The sequence below is a fragment of the bacterium genome (assembly GCA_035371905.1).
In the GTDB taxonomy this organism is placed as follows: domain Bacteria; phylum Ratteibacteria; class UBA8468; order B48-G9; family JAFGKM01; genus JAMWDI01.
In genome coordinates this window covers 1-23,580 of record DAORXQ010000008.1, presented here as the reverse complement: position 1 = coordinate 23,580, position 23,580 = coordinate 1, and the positions used below count along the sequence as shown (strand labels likewise).

Genomic DNA, 23,580 nt, shown 5'->3' with positions numbered 1-23,580 from the left:
AATAAATCCATGCTTCATACTCAAAAGGTAATAATAATTCAGGTAACTTAAATAAACTTTTTCAGTTTTTAGAAGTCAAAATATATGGAATGGAAAAGATAAAGAAGTTAATTTTTGTGATATTTTTTCAGGTAATAATTTTAAATAGCCAGAACTCTTTAAATTTATATGAACAGGAAAACTGGTCAACTCTTGAAAGTGAAATAGATAGATATGTCTTTTCAAAACTTGAAAAATTAAATATTAAGCATGCCTTCCCTTGTTCAGATGAGGTCTTTATAAGAAGAATTTATCTTGATACAATTGGAATGCTTCCTGAGGTAGAAGAAGTAATTGATTTTCTCAATGATAAAAATCCTGATAAAAGAAAAGTCCTTATTGATAAATTACTTGAAAAAAAAGAATTTGCTGAATACTGGTCTATGAAATGGTGTGATATTTTAAGGATAAAGGCAGAATTCCCTATAAATCTTTGGCCTAACGGAGTTCAGGCATATCATAAGTGGATACTCAATTCTTTAGTTGAAAATAAACCATATGATAAATTTGTTAGAGAACTTCTTACTTCAAGTGGAAGTAATTTCAGAGTTCCTCCAGTAAATTTTTATAGAGCGGTTGGGAAAAGAGACCCTTATTCAATTGCTTCCTGTGTGTCTCTAACTTTTATGGGTGTAAGATTTGAGAAGTTGCCCGATGATATTAAAACAGGGATGAGTAAATTTTTCTCAAAGGTCTCTTATAAAAAAACTCTTGAATGGAAAGAGGAAATAGTTTATTTTAATCCAGAGAATTCAGAAACAATAGAGGCAATTTTTCCTGATGGAAATAAAATTAAAATCCCACCTGATAAAGACCCGAGAACTGTTTTTGCTGATTGGCTTATAAGACCCGATAATCCATACTTTTCAAAGAACATTGTAAACAGAATATGGTCATGGATTTTTGGAAGAGGGATAATTCATGAACCAGATGATATAGGACCTGATAATCCACCAGCAATTCCTGAACTTTTAAATTATCTTGAAAACCAACTTATTAAATCAAATTATGATTTAAAACACATTTATAAAATTATTTTTAATTCAAGAGTTTACCAGCAATCATTTATACCGAGAGATAATAATCCTGAAGGTGAGAAATATTTTGCTTATTATTTGCCAAGACGACTTGAGGCAGAGGTTTTACTTGATATAATATGTAAATTTTCTGGAAGTGGAATTGAATATGTAAGTCAAATCCCTGAACCATATACTTTCATACCATCATCTCAAAGAAATATTTTACTTGCGGATGGTAGTATAACAGGCCCTTTTCTTGAATTATTTGGAAGGCCTCCAAGAGATACAGGACTTGAATCAGAAAGAAATAATAAAATAAATGAGGCACAGATGAGGTATCTTTTAAATTCATCTGAATTACATAAAAAGATTCAATCAAGTAATTATATAAGACAATTAATGAGAGAGGCAAAAGGAGATAGAAAAAAAATAATTGAAAATATTTATCTCTCTTTACTATCAAGGTATCCATCTAAATCTGAAATTGAACTACTTGAAGGTTATTTTCAAAAGCAGGGTATATCTTTTAATCAAGCAGTTGAAGATATTGTATGGGCTTTAATTAACAGTAAGGAGTTTTTGTACAAGCATTAGGAGGAAAAAGATGAATAAAATTTTTAAAATTTTTATGGTTATTTTCATTGTTTTCAATTTTTCCCAAAAATCCTATTCGCAGTCAGAAATAAGACCAAAAGCAGTTATTCAAATCTGGCTTTGGGGAGGACCGTCTCATCTTGATACTTTTGACCCAAAACCAAATGCTGGATACGACTACACAGGGCCTTTTAAATCAATACCAACAAATGTTCCTGGAATAGAAATAAATGAACTTCTTGTAAATCTTGCTAAACTTGCTGATAAATATTCAATTATAAGAAGTATGACCCATGGAATAAATGCTCATGAAACTGCTGCATATTTAATGCAAACAGGTCATTCCTCAGAAGAAAATCTTGTTTATCCCTCTATTGGAGCGGTTGTTTCATTATTTAAAGGATATGACTATGGATACAAAGGAATTCTTCCACCTTATATTGTACTTACAACTTCCCAGGGTAGATTTTCAGAGTGTGGATTTCTTGGGCCTAAATATAAACCATTTGTAACAGGTGGAGACCCAAACAGAACCCCATTTGCAGTTGAAGGTATTGTACTTGAAGGAATATCAGAAGAAAGAAAAAATGCAAGGAAAGAACTTTTATATTCAATAGATATACTTGGTAAATTAATCCCTTGGAGTAAAGAATTTCAATGGTTTGATTTATGTAGAGAAAAAGCATACGAAATAATATCAGGAGAAATTGCAAAGGTTTTTGACCTTTCAACCGAACCAGAAGAGGTAAGAAATATGTATGGCAGAAATACTTTTGGGCAATCGTGTCTTGTGGCAAGAAGATTGATTGAAAAAGGAGTTGTCTATGTAACAATAAATTACAGGGGATGGGATACACATAACAACCACTTTCAACAGATGAGACAGAAACTTCCTGAACTTGATATGGGACTCGCTTCTCTTATTAAAGACCTTTCAGATAGAGGACTTCTTGATTCAACAATTATATGGGTATCAGGAGAATTTGGCCGTACTCCAAAAGTTCAGTGGGAACCGCCATGGAATGGAGGAAGAGGCCATTACGGTAAATGTTTTTCAGTTCTTGTTGCCGGAGGTGGATTTAAAGGAGGATGTGTTGTTGGAAAAAGTGATGAAAAAGGGGAAGAAGTGATTGACAGACCTGTATATCCAAAAGATTTACTCGGAAGTATTTATTATCTTTTAGGCATTGACCCTGAGGGAAAATTCCCTGAAAAATTTGGAAAAGATGCGAGAATTTTACCTCCAATTGAAAAGGGACCAAAAAAAGGACTTCTGAAGGAGATAATGTATGAATAAAAGAAGTATTTTTTTAATTTTTCTAATTTCATGCAATTTTATTTTTGCTCAAATTATGACAAATCAACCATCTATTGGATACGTTTATCAAGCAGGTGGACAGAGAGGAACTACTCTTGAAATAATTGTTGGAGGGCAGAACATAAGAGGAGCAAGAAATGCTTATTTTTCAACAGATAAAATTAAAGTTCTTCAGGTCAATCCTTTGCCTTCATTAAATCCCCAGCAAAAACGACTTCTGGCAAAGAATTTAAGAGAAATTATAACAAACATGTATAGAAAAGAATACAGAAAACCAGAAATAGTTTATGAAATGGATGGAGTGAAATTACCAAAACACCCTTTACTTGAAAACCTTGAAAATAAATCATTTGAGGAGTTAAGATTTATTGCTGAAACTTTTTTAGGTCCTTTTAGAACTGAACAAATAAAAAGGTCAATTCAGGAAAAAGTAATGATAAAAGTTGAAATTTCTCCTGATACAGAACCTGGAATTTATGAATTGAGAGTTCAATCACCTTTAGGCCTTACCAACTTTCTAAATTTCTATGTAAGTGAATATAAAGAAGTAAAAGAAAAAGAGAAAATCCCATACTATACAATTTTTGACCCACTTAAAGAAGTTTTTGATATTCCCTTAATTATAAATGGTCAGATTACTCCTGGAGATGTTGACAGATTTTATTTTAATGCAAAAAAAGGACAAAAACTTGTTATTGAACTTAAAGGACGAGAAATTATTCCTTTTATGGCAGATGCTGTTCCTGGATGGTTTCAGGGGGTTTTAACTCTTTATGATTCTTCCGGTAGAGAAATTGCATATGCAGATGATTATTATTTCAATCCAGACCCTGTAATTTTTTATGAAGTAAAAAAAGATGGTGAATATATGATAGAAGTCAGAGATGCCCTATATCGCGGAAGGGAAGATTTTGTTTACAGATTATTTATTGGAGAAAAACCATTCATAACACATATTTTCCCACCAGGTGGAGAAAGATATGAAAAAACAATTGTTTCAATATATGGATGGAATTTACCCCAAAAAACAGTTGAACTTGATACAGAAGATATAGGGATTCATAGAAAAAGTTTTGACTTTAACGGTATATATTCAAATCAAATATATTATATGGTGGACGAAATACCTGAAATAAATGAAAGAGAACCAAATGATAGTTTGAAAAATGCAATGCAAATTATAATGCCTCAAATAGTAAATGGAACAATTTCAAAAAGTGGAGATATTGATATATATAAATTTAAATGTTCAAAAGGTGATAAAATTGTTGCAGAAGTTTATAGCCGTCGTTTAAATTTTCCACTTGATTCAATTATTACACTTATGGATTCCTCTGGAAAAGTTCTAATTTCAAATGATGACTATTTTGACAAAAGTTTTGATACAATTACACATCATGCCGACTCTTATATTTATTATGAAATCCCGGATGATGGAATATATTACTTTAAAATTACAGATGTAAAAGGTCATGGTGGCGATGAATATATCTATCGTTTAAGAATTGAGAAAAGCAAACCAGATTTTAAAATATTTATAGTTCCTTCAGCCATAAATATTACATCAAACAATACAGTTCCTTTTTATATTTATGCTGTTAGGAAAGATGGATTTGATGGAGAGATAGAAGTTTCGTTAAAGGATTGTCCTGAAGGACTCATTTTAAGTGGAAATAAAATTCCAAAAGGTAAGGATAAAATATGTATGACAATTACTGCTGATACCAATTTCAACTTCCTTAATAAACCTGTTAGGATAAAAATTGAAGGAACCGTAAATATAAATGGAAAACTTATAAAGAGAGAAGCAATTCCAGCAGATGAAATGATGCAGGCATTTGCATATTATCATCTTCTTCCTTCTTCCGAATTACTCTTTTATCCTGGTAGAAGCAGATTTTTTAAGAGTCAACCTATATCTTTGAATGAAAAATTTATAAAAATTCCTTCCGGTGGTTCAGTTAAAATTGAGGGTAAAATTTCAGGATATTCTGAAAATGAAAAAATTACACTTGAATTGAAAGACCCACCCGATGGAATAACAATAGAAGATTTAAAAATTGAAAATGATACTGTAAGTTTCAGAATAAAGGCAGAACCTAAAATAAAAAAAGGATTTTCAGACAATTTGATAATTGAGGTTTTCAGTGAACCAAAGGAAGAAACATCTCAAAAAAAACAAAGAAGTTCAAAAGGATTTCTGCCTGCATTGATGTTTGAAATTATTTGAAAGGAGAAAAATGGAAAAAAATAAAATTGAAATTAAAGGAATACCAGTTGAGATAAAATATTCTTCTTTTAAAGGAAAATCAGGAGTTGAAGAATTTCATTTCAGTTTTACACCAAAAGAATTTGGAGATTTCAGAACACAACTTAAATGGATATACAATGCTTATACTGAAACACTTAAAGAAAAAGGAATAAGTGAGGAGACATCTGTTTTTAGAAGATTTTTCTGCAGTGATTTATACAATCAGGTAGAATATTTAAGAGAAATGGACTTTTCAAATCCAGAAAATATTTCAAATCCAACTTGCATTTCATGGATATGTCAGCCACCTCTTCCCTATTCAAAAATAAGTTTGTGGGCCTATCATATAAAAGACCCTGAAAACAAACTGAAAAAAGAATTAAAAGGAAAAAATACCTGCTGTATTATAAGAGAAGATATTATTCATTACTGGACAGGTGGTATTTTCTCAATAGAAAAAGATTCTATATACGAACAGACAAAAAATATAATTGAAAAATATGTGGAATTCTTGAATGAAAATAATATGAAACTAAGTGATAATGTGATAAGAACATGGTTTTTCTTGCAGAATATTGATACGGATTACAGGGACTTTGTAGTTGCAAGAAGAGAAATTTATGAAAAAAACGGTTTAACAAAAAATACACATTATATTGTAAGTACAGGAGTTGGTGGTTCTTATTATGACTTAAAAGCAAAAGTAATTTTAGATGCGTATTCAATTTACGGAATAAAAACACAGCAGATAAAATTTTTATCAGCACCTGATTTTTTAAGTCCCACTTATGTTTATGGAGTCACATTTGAAAGGGGTGTTTCAATAAGTTATTCAGACAGAAAACACATAATAATTTCAGGAACAGCAAGTATAAACAATAAAGGTGAAATTATGTACCCAAAAGATATAAATTTACAGACAGAAAGAACCCTTTTAAATATAGAAGCACTCTTGAAAAACGAAAATGCAACTCTAAATGATATGATGATTTTTATTGTATATGTTAGAGACCCTGCTGATTATTATTTTGTTGAAAAGAAGATAAATGAAAGATTTAAAAACACACCTACCATTTTTACAACTGCATCTGTATGTCGCCCTGGCTGGCTTGTTGAAATAGAAGGAATTGCAGTTATCCCCTCCCCGCCACTGCCCACCTTTAAGGTGGACAGATAAAATGATTGGAAGGCAAGGGTTTTGAAGTACGTTTTTTTGAAATTTGACAAATTTGAAAAAAGTGATAAATTTAAAAACTTAAAACGGAGGAAAAAATGGAATTTAAAATAAAGAATAATCAGAAAATTTTATTTATTGGAGACAGTATAACTGATTGTGGAAGAAGAGAACAATTCAGACCGCTTGGAAATGGATATGTAAAACTTTTTTCTGACCTTGTTATTGCGAATTTTCCTGAAAGAAAAATAGAAATAGTTAATAAGGGTATAAGTGGAAATACAATTCTTGACCTTGCAAATAGATGGGAAGATGATGTTATTTATCAGAAATGTGACTGGTTGAGTATTTTAATCGGAATAAATGATATACACAGAGTCCTTAGAAAAGATGAAATGTGGACTGAATTTACACCTGAAAACTATAGAAAAAGATATGATTATATTCTCAAAAGAACTCTTGAAAAACTTGACTGTAAAATAATTCTGATTGAACCGTTTTATATTTCAACAGATACAACTGATAGTTTCAGGGGAAAAGTTTTAAAGGATTTGATAGAATATATTGAAATAGTTGAAGAAATGAGTAAAAAATACGAAACATATCATTTAAAATTACACAGAATTTTTCAGGAATATCTTAAATTTTTTGAACCTGAGACATTCGCTCCAGAACCAGTTCATCCAAATTCAACAGGTCATTTTGTAATTGCAAATGAACTTATCAAATTACTCTCAGAATAAACTGCTAATTTTTTCCTGAAGTTTTATTATTTCTTCAAGTTTATCTTCAGGAACATATTTCATTCTGGATATTTCCTCTCTGACTGGATTTTTAAGTATTTCTTCAAGTGTTCTTCCTTTTTCTATTGCTTTTAGTGATACCCGATAAAACAGAATAATTGTTTTCAGCATAAGATACTGTTTTTTTAAAGTTGTATAAGCATCCATTTCGTCAAAAGCACTCTGATGTAAAAAATCCTCTCTTATAGAACGAGCAATTTCAAGTATTAATCTATCTGTAAGAGAAAGTGTTTCCATACCAACAAGTCGTACAATTTCAAGTAATTCTGCTTCTTTCTCAAGTAAGGATATCGCCTCTGCTCTTATTTCCATAAAATCAGAAGCAATTTTTTCTTTAACAAATTTTTCAATATTCCTTTCATAAAGAGAATAACTTGTAAGCCAGTTTATCGCAGGAAAATGTCTCTGATATGCAAGACGGTCATCAAGTCCCCAGAAAACCTTTACCACCCTTAAAGTCATCTGTACAACAGGGTCTGTTAAATCACCACCAGGAGGGCTTACTGCTCCAAGTAATGAAAGAGAACCATTTTTATTATCCCGTGCCAAACATATAACATTTCCGGCTCTTTCATAAAAAGAGGCAACCCTTGTTCCAAGATATGCAGGATAACCTTCTTCTCCCGGCATTTCTTCCATTCTTCCTGATATTTCTCTCAATGCTTCAGCCCATCTACTTGTTGAATCAGCCATTAATGCAACTGAATAACCCATATCCCTGAAATATTCTCCAATAGTAACACCTGTATAAATACTTGCCTCTCTTGCAGCAACAGGCATATTTGAAGTATTTGCTATAAGACATGTTCTTTCCATTAAAGGTCTGCCTGATTTAGGGTCTTTTAAATGTGGAAATTCAATTAAAACATCTGCCATTTCATTTCCTCTTTCACCGCAACCTATATATACAACAATTTCACTATCAGCCCATTTTGCAATTTGATGAAGAACAACAGTTTTTCCACTACCAAAAGGTCCAGGAATACAGGCAGTTCCACCTTTTAAAATAGGAAATAAAGTATCAATAACCCTCTGCCCTGTTACAAGTGGAGTATCAGGATTTAATCTTTTTTTGAAAGGTCTTGGTTTTCTTACAGGCCATTTCTGCATTAAGTATAAAGGAATCTCTCCTTTATCAGTTTTTACTTTCCCTATTTCTTCCTCAACTGTAAAACTTCCTTCCTTTATTTCAATAATCTCACCATTAACTCCGTAAGGTACCATAATTTTATGCTTTATAAGAGGTGTTTCATCAACAATTCCAATAACATCCCCACTTTCAACATAATCGCCTTTTTTAACAACCGGTTTAAAATCCCATTTAATACTTCTATCAAGAGGGGGTATATCAACTCCTCTTATTATAAAATCGCCTGTTTTTTCTATCTGGGATAGGGGCCTCTGTATACCATCAAAAATATTTTGAAGAAGTCCCGGTCCAAGTTCAACTCTCAATGGTTCTCCTGTACCGAAAACAGGGTCTCCAACTTTTAAACCCTCTGTTTCCTCATATACCTGTATTGAAGCAATATCTCCTTCAAGTCGTATAATCTCACCAATAAGTTTTTCCTCCCCAACTCTCACAACATCAAACATCTTACTTGTTTTCATTCCTTCTGCCTGAACAAGAGGTCCTGAAACTTTTATAATTTTTCCTATATCCATTTTAATCTCCCTTCATACCTGTTGCCTTTTTAATCAATTCATCAACAATTTTTACTCCCTTTCCTTCCCTACTCTTTAACCCTGGAATAACTACCATTTTTTTCATATTCAAAAATTTCATAAACTTATCTTCATCAAAAACTTCCTCTGTAATAAAAATACATATTACATCCTTCATATCAATTTTTTCAAGTATTTCTTCTGCTTCTTTAACTGAATTTGCAAAAAATGTTTCTATATTAAAAGCAGAAAAAAATTCAATACTCAATTTATCTCCAATAAAAATTATTCTGTTTTCCATATAGATTAAAAATTTACCCTAAATTTCATTTTATTTCAATTTTTTATGAAATTAAAAATTTTGTTTTAAAAACTGGTCTTTAAATTCCTTGTCATTCCTACTTTCCCCAAGCCCACCTTTAAGGTGGGTAAAGGTTATTGTAAAGTTTTTATGTAAAATGTAAAATAAAACTTAATATGAGAAATAAAATTTTTTTTGTTTTTTTGTTATTGGTCAGTTTTTTATATTGTGAAAAAAATTTAGTTATTATTTCTCCGCACTGGGAAGGAGTTAAGATTGAATTTACGAGGGCTTTTTGTGAATGGTATGAGAAAAATTATAAGGAAAAGGTTAAAATTGAATGGATTGACCAGGGCGGAACAACTGATGATTTGAAATATGTAGAATCACTTTTTAAAAAAAATCCAGATGGAATTGGAATTGATTTGTTTTTTGGAGGGGGATTAAGTCCTTACTTGACATTAAAAAAAGAAGGACTGCTTGAAAAATATAAACTTCCGCAGAATGTTCTAAAAAAAATACCGAAATACTGTGCTGGAATTCCCAATTATGATGATAATTTCTACTGGTATGGAGTTGTACTTTCAGGTTTTGGAATTCTTTATAATAAGAAAGCACTGAAATTTTTAAATTTACCTATTGCAAATGCATGGAAGGATTTGGGAGATAGTCGTTATTTTTCTTTAATTGGAGCAGCAGACCCCAGACATAGTGGAAGTATGCATATGATGTATGAGATAATTTTGCAGACATATGGATGGGAAGAAGGCTGGAAAACTATTCTTTCAATAGGTGGAAATACAAAAAATTTTTCAACAAGTGCCTCCGAAGTAGCAAGAGAGACATCAATTGGAGAAGCAGTTTTTTCTTTATGTATTGATTCTTATGCACTTGCTCAAATAGAAGTAAATGGAAAAGAAAATATGGGATTTATTTTCCCAGAAAGTCAAACTGTTATAAATCCTGATTGTATAGGAATTCTTAAAGGAGCACCAAATATTGAAATAGCAAAAAAATTTATTGATTTTTTATTCACTTATGAAGGGCAGTTATTATGGATTCAGAAAAAGGGGAAAAAAGGTGGACCAAAAGAATATTCACTTAACAGGTTTCCTGTTATGCCTGAAGTTTATAATGAACCAGGTCTGGAAATAGATATAAACCCTTACAGAATTCAGAATACAATAAAATATGATTTCCAACTTGCTGCAAATAGATGGGCACTCATAGATGATATGATTGGGTGTTTTGTTATTGACTGTCATAGTGAGTTAAAAAAAGCATGGCATATAATTTCAAAAACAAATAATAAAAATTTAAAAGAAAGATTTTATGAAATCCCTGTTGATAAAAAAATTCAAAGGTTTTTATGGGAAAACTGGAAGGACCCGATTTTCAGAAATAAATATATAAATGAATGGCTAAATTTTTCTCTTAAAAAATTCAGAAATATTATTGTGGAAAGTAAATTTTTGATGTAAATTAAAAAATATGGATAAAGAAATTTTAACTGTTGAAAATGTTGATAAAAGTTATAATGGTAAGGAAGTTTTAAAAAATATCAATTTTTCTGTTTATGAGAATGAATTTTTTTTCATACTCGGACCTTCTGGTTGCGGGAAAACAACCCTCTTAAGAATTATTGCTGGATTTGTGGAACCTGATAGAGGAAGAATTATTCTGAATAAAAAAGATGTGACAAAAACCCCTCCAAATAAAAGAAATATTGGATTTGTCTTCCAGAATTACGCCTTATGGCCTCATATGAAAGTAATAGACAACATTGCATATGGACTCAGAATAAAAAAATATTCAGAAGAGTTTATAAAAAGAAGAGTGAAAGAAATAATTGAAATAACAAAATTGAAAAATGTTGAAAATCTTTATCCTTCTCAGATATCAGGTGGGCAACAACAGAGAGTTGCACTTGCAAGGGCTCTTGTAGTCAATCCTCAGATTTTACTTCTTGATGAACCGCTCAGTAATCTTGATGCAAAATTGAGAGATGAATTGAGAAGGGAAATAAAAAGAATACACAAAGAAACTGGAATAACAATGGTATATGTAACTCATGACCAAAAAGAAGCAATGACTCTCGGTACAACAATTGCAGTTATGAAAGAAAAAGAAATAGTTCAGATTGGTTCTCCATATGAAATTTACTCAAATCCTGAAAATCTTTTTGTTGCATCTTTTATCGGTGATATTAACTCTTTAAAAGGGAAAATAGTTGAAAAGAAAGGAAATATTTTAAAAATTGAAACAGATGAAGGTTTTTTCTTTGCTAAAATTAAAAAAACAATAAATTCTGAAAATGTTTATTTATGTTTCAGGCCGGAAAGTATAACTGTTGAGGAAAAAATAAATACCATAACAGGAAGATTGCATGATTATGAATTTTATGGAGATATTGTGAAAATAAATATAATTACTCCAAAAGGAAATACTTTTAAAATTGGAATTTATGCAGATGATTTTAATAAATATAAAAAAGACGAAAATATTGTTTTTTCAGTTAAAGAAGATAAAATAATGGTTTTTGAAGAATGAAAAGGAAAAAAATTTTATTAACATTGATTTTTTTGTTTTTTTTACTTTTTCTTGTTTATCCTGTATCCTTTATTCTCATCCAGTGCTTTTATAATAATGGAAATTTCACACTTGAAATACTTAAAATCGCAATTACAAATTATGTTATAAGAAAATCAATTATCAACAGTTTCATCCTTGGAATAATTGTCGTTCTTACAACAAGTATAATTGGAATTCCACTTGCTTTTATATTTGATAGATTAAATTTTAAGGGAAAGTCAATTTTAAGAATTTTATTTTTACTTCCAATGATTGCAAGCCCATTTGTAGGAAGCATAGGGATAAAACAGTTTTTATCAAGATTTGGAAGTTTCAATATTCTACTAATTAAACTTGGAATATTGAAAAATCCAATATCCTGGATTGGCTCTGGCTTCCTTGGAATTGTAATTCTTCAGACACTTCATTTATATCCAATTATGTTTCTGAATATTACCGCCTCTCTGAATAACTATGATATATCAGTAGAAGAAGCATCTTATAATCTTGGAGCAACTGGATTACAGACATTTTTCAAAGTAATATTTCCATTGATTTTACCAGGATATTTTGCAGCAAGTTCAATAATATTCATCTGGTCAATAACTGACCTCGGTACTCCTCTTGTATTTGAATTCAGCAATCTTGTTTCTGTAAAAATTTTTTATACACTTAAAGATATAAATACAAATCCTGTTGGTTATGCCCTTGTTTTTATAATTCTTTTGCTGACCCTTCTTCTTTTTATTTTTACAAAAAGATATCTTGAAAAAACACCATACACAACAGGAAAAACTGCAATTTACGTAAAAGAAAAAAATATTGTGGGTAGAAAACTCTTTTTTCTTTACCTTTTCCTCTTTTTCATACTCTTTTTAAGTTTAATACCCCACTTCACTTTAATATTTTATTCTTTTTCAAAAAAGTGGTTTTTTTCTATCCTGCCTGCTGAATATACAGGTGAATATTATAAAGTTGTTTTCGCTCACAGATTAACAAAAACAGGAATTTTTAACAGTTTAATTTACAGTTCAATAAGTACGACCATAGATATTTTTCTTGGATTTTTTATTGGATATATACTTGCAAGATGGAAAATAAAAGGGAAGGAATTGCTTGACATATTATCAATGGTTCCTCTTGTTATTCCTGGTATTGTAATGGCATTTGGATATGTTGCTACTTTTTCAAATACAATTTTAGACCCTAAAAATAATCCTGTATTTCTTATAGTTTTAAGCTACAGTTTAAGAAGATTACCCTATCTTGTAAGAACCACTTATTCTTCATTTTTACAACTTGATAGAGGACTTGAAGAAGCATCCTATTCACTTGGAGGAGATAATATCATAACATTCAAAAAAATTATATTTCCTCTTGTAAGTCCTGGACTTTTTGCAGGTGGAATTCTTGCTTTTGCTTTCTCTCTGATGGAAGTAAGTTGTAGTTTAATACTTGCAATAAGAGAAAAATTTTATCCAATTTCAAAAGTTATATATACACTTGCTGGAAGAGTAACAGATGGTCCAAATACAGCAACCTCTCTTGGAGTCCTTGGAATGTTAATAACAGGAATATGTCTTTTCATTTCAACAAAAATATTTTCAAAAAAAATTGGAGAATTTTTCCGCATTGGTTAAATTTATCTACTTTTTCCTTTGAAAAATTGAAATAATAGAAATATTTAAGGTATAATTAAAATGATGATTGATTTTAACAGTCCTGAATGGAAGGAAAGATTAAAAGGGAAAACACCGGAAGAAATTGCTAAAATTGTTGAAGAGTATTATGAAAGAAAGTACAAAAAAGAATATCCTGTTTTTCCGTGGAAAATTCTACTTGCTATAATAATTCTTTTCATTCTTTTGATTATAATTCTCTGGGGAGCAATTTATTACCTTAAACGAGTATCATTTTAAATTTCGGATAAAACTTGTTTAATATAATCAATATCTTCTTTTGCAAAATGTTCTCTATCTCCAGACCTCGGTGCTTCAAGACAGAGAAAACCTGTATAATTTTTAATTTTAAGTATTTTAAGAAATTCTCTGTTATTAATAATTCCATCTGCAAGTGAACAATTTATATAATTTTTGTATTCAATACCTTCTATTTTGAAAAGATTTTTTAAGTGGATATAGTATAACTTTTCTCCACACATTTCTATTGCATCCATTAGTGAAACAGGATTTTTAAAACATACAATATTAGCATAATCTAGATTTATTCCTACACTTTTCTTATCTATTAAATCAACAAGTTTTTTTGTACTTTCCACAGTATCATGAAGATAACACATATGTGTTTCAAAGGCGAATTTAAAATTTAATTCTTCAGCAACATCGCCAAGTATCTTAAATCCACTTACCGCCCATTCCCAGTGTTCTTCTTTAGCAATATTTGAACCATGCTTATCAAATTCAAAATATGAGAAAGAAGGATTAACAAGAACTCCTGTCATTGTATTACAGATAGTCAAATTAAAATATCTGGATGCATTTCTGTAAAAATTGACTGCCTCTTCTATTTCTCTTTCTCTTTTATCTTTTTCAGGTATCATTAAATTTGGTCCCGGAGCCCCAAATAAAACATATTCAAGTTTTGATTTTTCCACTGCTTTTGCAAGTTTTTCAAGATACTCTTCTTCATCCATATTTTTCATTTTTCTTCTGAATTCAACTCCATCATATCCAAGTTTTACTGCCTTTTCACAGATTTCTTCTATGGACTGACCCTGTTCCATATAATTCACATGCATAATAATTTTATTTTCCATATTTTCTCCTCCTTTTTATTAAATATTTTTACCCGCAACATATCCAGTTGAAAAACATGCTTGTAAATTATATCCACCTGTCTTTCCATCTATATCAATAACTTCCCCTGCAAAATAAAGTCCTTTTAAAATTTTTGATTCCATTGTCTTTGGATTTATCTCATCGGTACAAACTCCTCCCCTTGTAACCATACTGTCATAAAAAGGTCTTATCCTTTTTACTGTCAATTCAAAGTTTAAAAGTTTTTTTATAAGTATAATCCTTTCTACCTTTGTTATCTGATGTGCCTTTTTTTCACTGTCAACACCTGCATTTTTCAAAAATTCCTCAATTAAACCAGAAGGAAGAAAATTTTTAAAAAGATTTTTAAGTATTTTATTTGAATCTTCCTTAATTTCTCTCTGTAATCTTCTGTCAAGTATCTCAAAATTTAAGGCAGGTTTAAAATTTATTACAATTTTTATCTCTCCTTTATCAATATTTTCAGAAACATCTCCACTTATATTCAAAATTGCAGGACCACTAACTCCATAATGAGTGAATAAAACCTCTCCAAATTCTTCACCAATCTTTTTATCATTCAAATATGCACTTACAAGAATATTTTTCAGATTTATCCCCTGCCATTTATTTATAAAATTTTCCTTTATTTCAAGACCGCATAAAGCAGGAACAGGTTTTATTATCTTATGTCCAAATTTTGAAGCGAAAATAAACCCATCTCCTTCTGAACCTGTTTCTGGAAAACTTTTACCACCAGTGGATATAATAACTTTTTCACATCTGAAAATTCTTTTGTCTGTTTTAATTTCAAAAAAATTTTTCTCTTTTTTTATATCAACAACTTTTTCCTTTAAAAAAATTCTTACCTTATTTCTATCAAGGATTTTTCTTATTGTTTCTATCACATCTTCTGCATTTTCACTTTCTGGATATACTCTTTTTCCTGTATCAATTTTAAGTTTTAAGTTATTACTTTCAAAAAAATTAAAAAGGTCATGATTTGAAAACTGATGAAAAGCATTTATAAGAAATTTACCATTTCTGTATTTTGAAAGGTAATCATCATTAATTTCATTCATATTTGTGAGATTACATTTCCCTTTCCCTGTAAGTAAAAGTTTTTTGCATATCTGAGCATTCTTATCTATTATTGCTACTTTCTTTCCTCTTTCAGAAGAAAAAATAGTTGAAAAACTTCCAGCAGGTCCTCCTCCAATAATTATACAATCAAATATTTCATCCATATTTAAAACTTTCTCCTGTAGTATTTTTCTCCCATATACTCAATTTCTTCAATCTCTCCTTTATAAATCAACTCTTCAATTAATTCAAACTCTCCACCGTTTTCTCTCAAAAAATTCTCAATCTCTTTCCCGCTCATTGGATGAACTGATAAAATACTTAAAATATCCTCAATTAATTTTCCTGTAAATCCAAATTTTTCATCCTTTGATTTTTCAATAATTTTTACATTTAAATTTTTATTTCTAAAAACAATATATGCAAAATCAATTTTTTCTTTTTCTGGAACTTCAACCCATTTTTCAGCAGGTGGTCTTGTTGGAACACCAATATATGCAATTTTTGGTTTTACTTCTTTTAAAAATTCACCTATTTTTTCTATCTCTTCAACACTATCATTTAAATTTTTTACAAAAAGCGTTTCTGTTAAAAGTTCTCCTTTAAATTCCTTTGAAAATATTTTTATCCCTTCAAGTATCTCATTTAATTTTAAACTTTTATAGGGTCTATTTATTTTTCTCCATATATCTTCACTTAAAGCATCCACTTTTATAGAAACACAATCTGCTTTTTTTAAATCATCCCTTACATCCTTTCTCCATATCAAAGAAGAATTTGTAATGACTGCTATTTTTATTCCAAATCCCTTTAAAATTTCAATTTCTTTCCCAAGATTTATGTCAAGAGTTGGTTCTCCATCAGGAACAAAACTTATATAATCAATTTCTTTCCCTTTCAAACTTTCAATTACTTCTTTTACCTGCTTTTTTATTTCTTCTGGTTCATAAAATTTCTTCCTTTCTGTCTGATAATATTCTGTTTTCCCTATCTGACAGTAGACACAGGAGAAACTACATTTTTTAGGAACCGGTACATTATTAATTCCTAAACTCTTCCCAAATCTCCTTGAAGGCACAGGCCCAAAAACTATCCTTTCCATAGAAAAGAATTATAATACATTTTTAACCTGAATACCATTTTTCAAAAGAGGTCGGACCTTGCAAGAGAAAAAATCTGGTTTTTTAAATCTTCCGGAATATAGCCAAATTTATCAATCATTTCATTTATTAAGTTTTCTGCGTCCTTTCTATCCTTTATTTTTGAAATTTCCCTGTATAAGTAAAATCTCATAGAAGAAGATTTAACATAATCATCGGGTATTTTAATCTTTACTTCTCTCAATTCCTCTTCAACTTTTTCACCTTTTATTTCACTCATAACCTCTTTCCAGAACTGACAGTATAAATTAAATCCAATTGTTTCAATAAATCCATGCTGCTGTTTACCAAGTATATTCCCTGCTCCTCTTATTTCAAGGTCTTTCAAGGCAATTTTGTATCCACTTCCAGGACTGTTAAATTCCTGTATTGCTTTTATTCTTTTCAATGTTTTTTCATTCAGAGGTACATCTGTAGGTATCAAAAAATATGCATATGCACGCCATTTTCCTCTGCCAACTCTTCCTCTTAATTGATAAAGGTCAGCCAGTCCATATTTTAAAGCATTTTCAACTATTAAGGTATTTGCATTAGGTATATCAAGTCCATTTTCTACAATTGTTGTTGCAATTAAAACATCTATTTTCCCATCAGTAAATCTCTCCATAACTTCTGCAATTTCTTCGGGTTTCATCCTTCCGTGAGCAATATCTATTCTGGCTGACGGAACAAGTTTCTGAATTTTTTCTTTAACTCTGTGTATATCATAAATATAATTGTGAAGATAAAAGACCTGTCCTTCTCTATCAATTTCATTTAAAATTGCCTCTCTGATAATATTTTCATTATACTTTCCCACATATGTAATAACAGATAATCTTCCTTCAGGCGGTGTCTCTATTAAAGAAATGTCTTTAATTCCACTTAAAGCCATATTAAGTGTCCTTGGAATTGGTGTTGCTGTTAATGTTAAAACATCTATTTTTCTGAATTTAATCCCTATTTTCTCCTTCTGAAGTACTCCAAATCTCTGTTCCTCATCAATAATTAAAAGCCCAATATCCTTAAATTCAACATCATCCTGAAGCAATCTGTGAGTTCCTATAATTATGTCAATCTGACCATTTTTAAGTTTTTCAATTATTTCTTTCTGTTTTTTTTCTGGAACAAGACGGGAAAGCATCTCAATAATAACAGGAAATTTTGAAAATCTATCTTTAAATGTAAGATAATGCTGTAATGCAAGAACCGTTGTTGGAACAAGAACTGCTACCTGTTTTCCACTCAATACACATTTAAATGCACCTCTCATGGCAATTTCTGTTTTTCCATATCCTGAGTCACCACATACAATCCTATCCATAATTTTTTCACTCATCATATCCCTTTTAACATCTTCTATTGCCTTTAACTGGTCCGGTGTTTCCTCATAAACAAATGAATCCTCAAATTCTTTCTGCCACTGGTCATCTGGAAGAAATTTAAAACCTTTTTCCTTTTTTCTTTCTATATAAAGTTTATAAAGTTCATAAGCAAGGTCTTTAATTGAATTTTTTACCTTTTCTTTCAGATTTCTCCATGTTTTACTGCCAAGTTTGGACAATTTTGGTTTTTCACTTCCTATATATTTGTGAACAAGAGAAACCTGAGAAACAGGAACATACAATCTATCCTTTCCTTCATATTCAATAACTATAAACTCTTCTTCCTTTTCATTAACTTTTATTCTTTCAACTCCTTTAAATTTTCCAATACCTTCATTTATATGCACAACATAATCACCTTCTTTTATTTCAGACCAACCTGTAAGAGGAATTGTTTTATATTTCTTTAAAAGTGGATGTCTTGCTTTGTATCTTGAAAAAATCTCATTAACTGTTAAAAAGGTTAAATTTTCATCCAGAACTGAAAATCCACTTGATAAATTTCCACTGACTTCTTCAAAATCAAATGATAATTTTTTCTCCTCAAGAATACTTTTCAATCTTTCAATATCAGATTTATTTTCATAAAAAAGAAAAATTTCTTCACCCTGATTCTGTTGCCATATAACCTGTTCCGATATAATTTTAAATCTTTCATTTGTTGGAGAAACATTGAAAAAAACAAACTTTTCTGCATAACTTAAAATTCTACTGGTTAAAAAAATTGTTTTTTCTTTTACTCTTTCAAGTATATCAAAATCAACAGGATAGTTTTTTCTTTTAATCCACTCAATATATTCAAATTTTACATTGTCAGGATTTATAAAAAAAACAACTTTATTTCTGATTTCTTCCAGTATATTTGATTTTTCTTCTCCTGCATAAAATTCGTTTAATGGTAAAATCTGAAATTCATCAATTTTCTCAAAGGATACCTGGGAAGAAACCTCAAACCTTCTAATTGATTCAATTTTATTACCAGAAAAATTTATTCTCAAAGGAAATGGAGAGTTTAAAGGAAAAACATCAACAATGCCTCCTCTTCTTGCAAATTCTCCAGGTAGTTCAACTATTTCCTTTTCCTCATATCCACAGGTAAAAAGAAAATTTAAAAAATTATCCCTTCTTAACTTGCTTCCAGTTTTTATTTCACAAATTCTATTTTTTAAAGTATTAAATTCAGGTATTTTTTTTATGATTGCAGAGGGATAAGAAATAAGAATATATTTTTCTTCTGCTTTTGAAATTTCTATTAATGTTTTTATTCTTTCAAAATCTGTTTCTGTCGGTTCTTCTGAATTATAATCAGGGGAAGGTAAAAATTTAATATTTTTTTTATCAACGAAATTCAAAATATCATAATAAAATACCTCACTCTTTTTTTCAGAAGGACAAACAACAAGAAAATTTTTTTCAGTTTTATTGAAAAGTAAGGAAATCAAAAAGGCAAAAAAAGAAATATCCCCACCAACAATATTTAATTTCTCTTCCCTTTTTATTAAATCCAGAATTTCTTTAAATTTTCTATTTTCTTCTAAAAAACAAAAATTCATATAAAAATAATACCCTTTATCACTCAAAATTTAAACAGGGGAAATTTCAATAATTATGGGTCAGATATTTTTCTGTTTCAAGTGCTTTTTTCATTCTTTCATAATTTTTTTTCAGTTTATCAAATTCTTTTCTTTTATAATCAGGGTCTTCAAAAATTTGGTATAATACAGCACCATCACAATCCTTTGGAACGGGTAAATCAAGCAAATAACATATTGTAGGAACTATATCAGTAAGCCAAATTGTTCTCTCAACTATTTCTCCTCTTTTTACATTTGGACCTTTTGCTATAAAGAGACCTTTCATAGAGCCAATTCCGTATTCTCCTGTTGTTATCTGTCTTCCATGTTCTCCATTAACTTCAGGATAAATACCATAAACAATATCGCCTATTCTCTCACCATATAAACCTATAATTCTTGCATCCTGTTTTTTAAATGCAAAGGCAACTGGCTTTTTCCCTGTTTTTGGATGAGTATAATCATATAATGCTTTTATAACTTCATCCTGTATTTTTTCATATTCACTATCATCAACTATTCCATTGGGATATTTACTTTTTAAGTTTATGTATACATAACAGGATAATTTACCAACTGCTTTTGTTTTTTCCCAAACAATTCTTTTTCTACCTGTTGATTCATCTATTTCAGTAACAAGTAATCCTTTCTCTTCAAGAATTTTATTCACATCAAAACCTTCTTCCCTGTATTCCTGAGATGTTGGAACTGCTCCATGGTCAGATGTAATTATTATAAGTGTTTTATTTTCATCTATGCTTTCAAAAATTCTTCCGAGCATTCTATCAAGAGAAATATAAAACCTTCTTTCTGCTTCTTCAACTTTTTTATCTTTATCTATCTGGTTGATAAAAGCATGATAAAAATGGTCAGGACAGTGAGCATGCATGAAAAATAAATCCCATTCTTTGTTTTTAAGTAAGTAATTTGCACATTCTCCAAGATAAATATTCTGTAAATCAATCAATTCTGAAACTGTTTCAATATCAATCCAGCCAAATCCATAGGAAGTAAAAAAAGCACACGGCATTGGAAGACCTTCAAGATTCTCAATTTCCTTTTCAATACCTGAAGGAAATCCAAAACCTGAAAGAGAACATAAAGGAGTAAAATAAATTTTTACATTTTTGCCATCAGGAGTTAATTCAAGAAGTTTAATTTTAAAAACAACCCTCTTTTTTCCTTTATCAGTTTCTATTTCAGTATAAATTTTTTCACTCCATTTTCCTTTTTCAAGAATAGTAAGTGGCTCTCCATTTCTTTCTCTGTAAATCCCAACTTTATCAAAACCTTTTCCTGAATCAATTAAAAGAGCATACCATGGTTTTTCTTTTGATATATAATCACTCCATCTGAATTCAATCTTCAATTCCGCCTCTTTAAACCTCTTCCCATCTGGCAAATTTTTCCATCCATCAATATCTTTTATTTCAATCAAATAACTCTGTGGTAATTCTTCGGTCGTAAAACATAAGTCAGCACTTAAATCACATTTTATTCCCCATTCAGCAGTTCCCTTTAATCTGTATTCATTAATTCCAAGTCCACCTCCTCCTATCTGAATCCCATTTTTAACTGCTTCTGGCCAGGTACTTGGATAATTCAGAAGAATTGTTTTTTTACCTATTTTTTCTGCTGCTTCCCAGATATATTCTGCTTTACAATCTTCCTTATAAAATGCTGCATAGGTTTTTTCAAGTTGTCCTTCTTCAAGTAAATTAAAACAAACAATTTGATGGGTTCCTATCCAACTGCCTGTAACAATTGATGTCCAGTTTGGTGGTGTTATTGTTGGATGAGGAACAAGGCAGTTTTCTCCCCAGACACCTTCATCAATCAATCTTTTTGTATTTGGCATAACACCTTCTTCTACATATTTCTTTATACTTTTAACAATAGGTGCATCCCATCCAATTACTATACATTTTTCACTTTTCATTCTTTCCCTCCTTTTTTATTTCCACATATTTATTATTTTTTCATCTGTTTTGACCTTATAAAGAAATTTTATTAACTTTTCTTTTAAACTCTCAAAAACTTTTTTGTTTTCCTTTACCAAATTCTTCTTCTGATACTGGTCTTCTGGCAGGAAATAAAGTTCATTTTCTTTTTTGCTTCCTTTAAGTGTCTCTCTTTCAATTGAATCAACTGCCTTTATACTGTATTTTTCGCCCTTTTCACTCTCATAAATCAAACACCAACCACTTTTATCAGTTAATGTTATTTTTTCACCGGCAGAAGAACCATGTATTATAGAAGGTGCTGAAACAACAAAATCCCTTATATTTTTATTTTTTCCATCAATTAAAGGTAAAAGTGATTTCCCATGAATATCAGAAGGAATTTCTGCCCCTGCAATATCAAGAATGGTTTTTGTTATATCAGGTGGTTGAACATATGATTTTATTCTTTTATGTTTTCTTCCAGGTAAATAAATTATAAGAGGAATTCTTACGACTTCCTCATATAAAGGAGCATAAGTATGATAATTTTCTTTTATGATAGATTTTCCTATCAGATTGTGTTCTCCAAGATAAAATCCATGGTCAGCAGTAAATATAATACAGGTATTTTTTAAAAGACCTGTATCCCCTACCCTTCTTAAAAAATATCCAAACCATCTATCAACAAGAGAAACCTCACCAGCATATAAAGCCCTGCAATGTTTTACTTCATCATCTGTTAAAACATCAGTACTTCCATATCTTGGATAAATCACCTCTTCGCCTTTATATCCCGGGTCATACATATCAACAAAATATTTTGGTGGGTCCCATGGCTCATGTGGGTCAAATGTATCTATATAAAGAAAAAACTTTTCATGCTTGTAATTCCTTTCTATCCATCTTGTACTTTCAATAAATGTCTGGGCACAGAAATAATCTTCTTCATACTTTCTTTCAGATACATTTTTAAGATACTGAACAACTGTAGTATATGGATTCCTTAACTTTTCTGGTTTACATGGTAATTTAACATCAACTGGCTCGGTTATGTATTTATCATGCTCCTGTCCCCTTATTAAAATCCAACCATCAAAATCTCTCTGATAATTCATTCCAGGTGCAAATGGATGTGGAGTATCAAATATACCCATACTTACATATTTTTTCTCTTTTAGAATTTTAGGGATTGTTATATCTTTTTCAGGAACTGGAGCCCACTTATGATATGTAAAAACAAATTTACCTGTTAAAATTTCATGCCTATTCGGAACAGTAGGAAAAGAACCAATATAAGCATTATCAAAAACAATAGAATTTTCAGCAAACTTATCAATATTAGGAGTAGAAATCCATCTATTCCCATAACAGCCCAAAAAATCCCTTCTTAAAGTATCTGATATAACAATAATCAAATTCATTTTATCCCTCCTTTTTATATCCTAATTTTTCTGAAATTTCATCACAAACTTTTTTCAAATAATTTCCAAACTCATCAATCTTTTTTTTGTCTATCCTGTACGATGGACCTGCTATACCAATAATTCCTATTAGATTTCCATCATAATCAAAAATAGGTGCGGATATCCTTGTAACATCTATTCTTGCTTCACCAATATCATATGCCCATCCATTTTCCCTAACTTTTTCTATTTCTTTTTTCAATTTCATTTTATTTGTGATTGTTTTTTCTGTAATTTTTTCAAGTTTTCTATTTTTTAAAAATTTTTCAAAAACATAATTATTATATGCAAGAAGAACTTTTCCAGGAGCAGATGCATGAAGTGTTTTATATCTTGAACCAATTTGTGCAACAAGTTTTATTGATTGTGGACTTTCTATCTTATCTATGTATAATATCTCCCCTTTATCAGGTATAATCAATTCAACTGTTTCTTTTGCTTTTTCACAGATTTTTTTTAAGTATGGAGTTGTTATTTCTCT

General features: G+C 30.1%; 18 protein-coding genes. 9 read left to right on the top strand and 9 right to left on the bottom strand.

Features of this window, described 5'->3' with window-relative positions:
- The first annotated feature begins 89 nt into the window (after positions 1-89).
- The 5 genes from PKV21_01660 to PKV21_01640 all read left to right on the top strand — a co-directional run bounded on the left by PKV21_01660 (position 90) and on the right by PKV21_01640 (position 7,138).
- Complete coding sequence (locus PKV21_01660) at positions 90-1,652, top strand: DUF1553 domain-containing protein (GenBank protein ID HOM26197.1); 1,563 nt, start codon at positions 90-92, stop codon at positions 1,650-1,652.
- 10 nt (positions 1,653-1,662) lie between these two features.
- Positions 1,663-2,949: a DUF1501 domain-containing protein gene (locus tag PKV21_01655; protein ID HOM26196.1), complete on the top strand. Its 1,287-nt coding sequence runs from the start codon at positions 1,663-1,665 to the stop codon at positions 2,947-2,949.
- The gene (locus tag PKV21_01650) at positions 2,942-5,200 is read left to right on the top strand and encodes a PPC domain-containing protein (GenBank protein ID HOM26195.1); all 2,259 of its coding nucleotides are present in this window, start codon (positions 2,942-2,944) and stop codon (positions 5,198-5,200) included. The genes PKV21_01655 and PKV21_01650 overlap by 8 nt, the downstream gene beginning before the upstream one ends.
- A 10-nt stretch (positions 5,201-5,210) precedes the next feature.
- Positions 5,211-6,398, top strand: coding sequence for a Rid family hydrolase (locus PKV21_01645; protein HOM26194.1), 1,188 nt, complete (start codon positions 5,211-5,213; stop codon positions 6,396-6,398).
- A gap of 95 nt (positions 6,399-6,493) precedes the next feature.
- Complete coding sequence (locus tag PKV21_01640; GenBank protein ID HOM26193.1) at positions 6,494-7,138, top strand: SGNH/GDSL hydrolase family protein; 645 nt, start codon at positions 6,494-6,496, stop codon at positions 7,136-7,138.
- Here PKV21_01640 and PKV21_01635 read toward each other — a convergent pair.
- Together PKV21_01635 and PKV21_01630 are read right to left on the bottom strand one after the other, a co-directional pair.
- Positions 7,130-8,863, bottom strand: a complete 1,734-nt coding sequence (locus PKV21_01635; protein ID HOM26192.1) for a V-type ATP synthase subunit A — start codon at positions 8,861-8,863, stop codon at positions 7,130-7,132. The two genes, PKV21_01640 and PKV21_01635, sit on opposite strands and share 9 nt — an antisense overlap.
- 1 nt (position 8,864) lies before the next feature.
- Complete coding sequence (locus PKV21_01630; GenBank protein HOM26191.1) at positions 8,865-9,164, bottom strand: V-type ATP synthase subunit F; 300 nt, start codon at positions 9,162-9,164, stop codon at positions 8,865-8,867.
- A gap of 176 nt (positions 9,165-9,340) precedes the next feature.
- Between PKV21_01630 and PKV21_01625 the strand changes: the two genes are divergently transcribed.
- The 4 genes from PKV21_01625 to PKV21_01610 are packed head-to-tail and all read left to right on the top strand — an operon-like array spanning position 9,341 to position 13,654.
- Entirely contained in the window at positions 9,341-10,645 is a 1,305-nt protein-coding gene (locus PKV21_01625) for an extracellular solute-binding protein (protein HOM26190.1), read from the top strand.
- A 10-nt stretch (positions 10,646-10,655) separates the two neighbouring features.
- Entirely contained in the window at positions 10,656-11,714 is a 1,059-nt protein-coding gene (locus PKV21_01620) for an ABC transporter ATP-binding protein (protein HOM26189.1), read from the top strand.
- The gene (locus PKV21_01615; GenBank protein ID HOM26188.1) at positions 11,711-13,375 is read left to right on the top strand and encodes an iron ABC transporter permease; all 1,665 of its coding nucleotides are present in this window, start codon (positions 11,711-11,713) and stop codon (positions 13,373-13,375) included. Before PKV21_01620 ends, PKV21_01615 begins: the two co-directional genes overlap by 4 nt.
- A gap of 60 nt (positions 13,376-13,435) precedes the next feature.
- Positions 13,436-13,654, top strand: coding sequence for a hypothetical protein (locus PKV21_01610; GenBank protein ID HOM26187.1), 219 nt, complete (start codon positions 13,436-13,438; stop codon positions 13,652-13,654).
- Here the strand turns inward: PKV21_01610 and PKV21_01605 are convergent.
- The 7 genes from PKV21_01605 to PKV21_01575 form a co-directional block, all read right to left on the bottom strand.
- On the bottom strand, positions 13,651-14,511 hold the full coding sequence (locus PKV21_01605) for a sugar phosphate isomerase/epimerase family protein (GenBank protein HOM26186.1): 861 nt from the start codon (positions 14,509-14,511) through the stop codon (positions 13,651-13,653). The two genes, PKV21_01610 and PKV21_01605, sit on opposite strands and share 4 nt — an antisense overlap.
- A gap of 18 nt (positions 14,512-14,529) precedes the next feature.
- Positions 14,530-15,759: an NAD(P)/FAD-dependent oxidoreductase gene (locus tag PKV21_01600; protein HOM26185.1), complete on the bottom strand. Its 1,230-nt coding sequence runs from the start codon at positions 15,757-15,759 to the stop codon at positions 14,530-14,532.
- 2 nt (positions 15,760-15,761) lie between these two features.
- Complete coding sequence (locus PKV21_01595; protein HOM26184.1) at positions 15,762-16,697, bottom strand: radical SAM protein; 936 nt, start codon at positions 16,695-16,697, stop codon at positions 15,762-15,764.
- A 41-nt stretch (positions 16,698-16,738) separates the two neighbouring features.
- Positions 16,739-19,672: a transcription-repair coupling factor gene (gene mfd / locus PKV21_01590; GenBank protein ID HOM26183.1), complete on the bottom strand. Its 2,934-nt coding sequence runs from the start codon at positions 19,670-19,672 to the stop codon at positions 16,739-16,741.
- Between the two features lie 46 nt (positions 19,673-19,718).
- On the bottom strand, positions 19,719-21,632 hold the full coding sequence (locus PKV21_01585; protein HOM26182.1) for an alkaline phosphatase family protein: 1,914 nt from the start codon (positions 21,630-21,632) through the stop codon (positions 19,719-19,721).
- 15 nt (positions 21,633-21,647) lie between these two features.
- Positions 21,648-23,057, bottom strand: a complete 1,410-nt coding sequence (locus PKV21_01580) for a sulfatase (protein ID HOM26181.1) — start codon at positions 23,055-23,057, stop codon at positions 21,648-21,650.
- Between the two features lies 1 nt (position 23,058).
- Positions 23,059-23,580, bottom strand: a 522-nt coding sequence (locus PKV21_01575) for an IclR family transcriptional regulator (protein HOM26180.1), incomplete at its 5' end; no start/stop codon positions are given.

Coding starts and splice junctions, on each gene's coding strand:
- PKV21_01625 (HOM26190.1), top strand. CDS start 9,341: ATGAGAAATAAAATTTTTTTTGTTTTTTTGTTATTGGTCAGTTTTTTA.
- PKV21_01585 (HOM26182.1), bottom strand. CDS start 21,632: ATGAAAAGTGAAAAATGTATAGTAATTGGATGGGATGCACCTATTGTT.
- mfd (HOM26183.1), bottom strand. CDS start 19,672: ATGAATTTTTGTTTTTTAGAAGAAAATAGAAAATTTAAAGAAATTCTG.
- PKV21_01615 (HOM26188.1), top strand. CDS start 11,711: ATGAAAAGGAAAAAAATTTTATTAACATTGATTTTTTTGTTTTTTTTA.
- PKV21_01655 (HOM26196.1), top strand. CDS start 1,663: ATGAATAAAATTTTTAAAATTTTTATGGTTATTTTCATTGTTTTCAAT.
- PKV21_01600 (HOM26185.1), bottom strand. CDS start 15,759: ATGGATGAAATATTTGATTGTATAATTATTGGAGGAGGACCTGCTGGA.
- PKV21_01630 (HOM26191.1), bottom strand. CDS start 9,164: ATGGAAAACAGAATAATTTTTATTGGAGATAAATTGAGTATTGAATTT.
- PKV21_01605 (HOM26186.1), bottom strand. CDS start 14,511: ATGGAAAATAAAATTATTATGCATGTGAATTATATGGAACAGGGTCAG.
- PKV21_01610 (HOM26187.1), top strand. CDS start 13,436: ATGATGATTGATTTTAACAGTCCTGAATGGAAGGAAAGATTAAAAGGG.
- PKV21_01640 (HOM26193.1), top strand. CDS start 6,494: ATGGAATTTAAAATAAAGAATAATCAGAAAATTTTATTTATTGGAGAC.
- PKV21_01660 (HOM26197.1), top strand. CDS start 90: ATGGAAAAGATAAAGAAGTTAATTTTTGTGATATTTTTTCAGGTAATA.
- PKV21_01650 (HOM26195.1), top strand. CDS start 2,942: ATGAATAAAAGAAGTATTTTTTTAATTTTTCTAATTTCATGCAATTTT.
- PKV21_01580 (HOM26181.1), bottom strand. CDS start 23,057: ATGAATTTGATTATTGTTATATCAGATACTTTAAGAAGGGATTTTTTG.
- PKV21_01635 (HOM26192.1), bottom strand. CDS start 8,863: ATGGATATAGGAAAAATTATAAAAGTTTCAGGACCTCTTGTTCAGGCA.
- PKV21_01620 (HOM26189.1), top strand. CDS start 10,656: ATGGATAAAGAAATTTTAACTGTTGAAAATGTTGATAAAAGTTATAAT.
- PKV21_01645 (HOM26194.1), top strand. CDS start 5,211: ATGGAAAAAAATAAAATTGAAATTAAAGGAATACCAGTTGAGATAAAA.
- PKV21_01595 (HOM26184.1), bottom strand. CDS start 16,697: ATGGAAAGGATAGTTTTTGGGCCTGTGCCTTCAAGGAGATTTGGGAAG.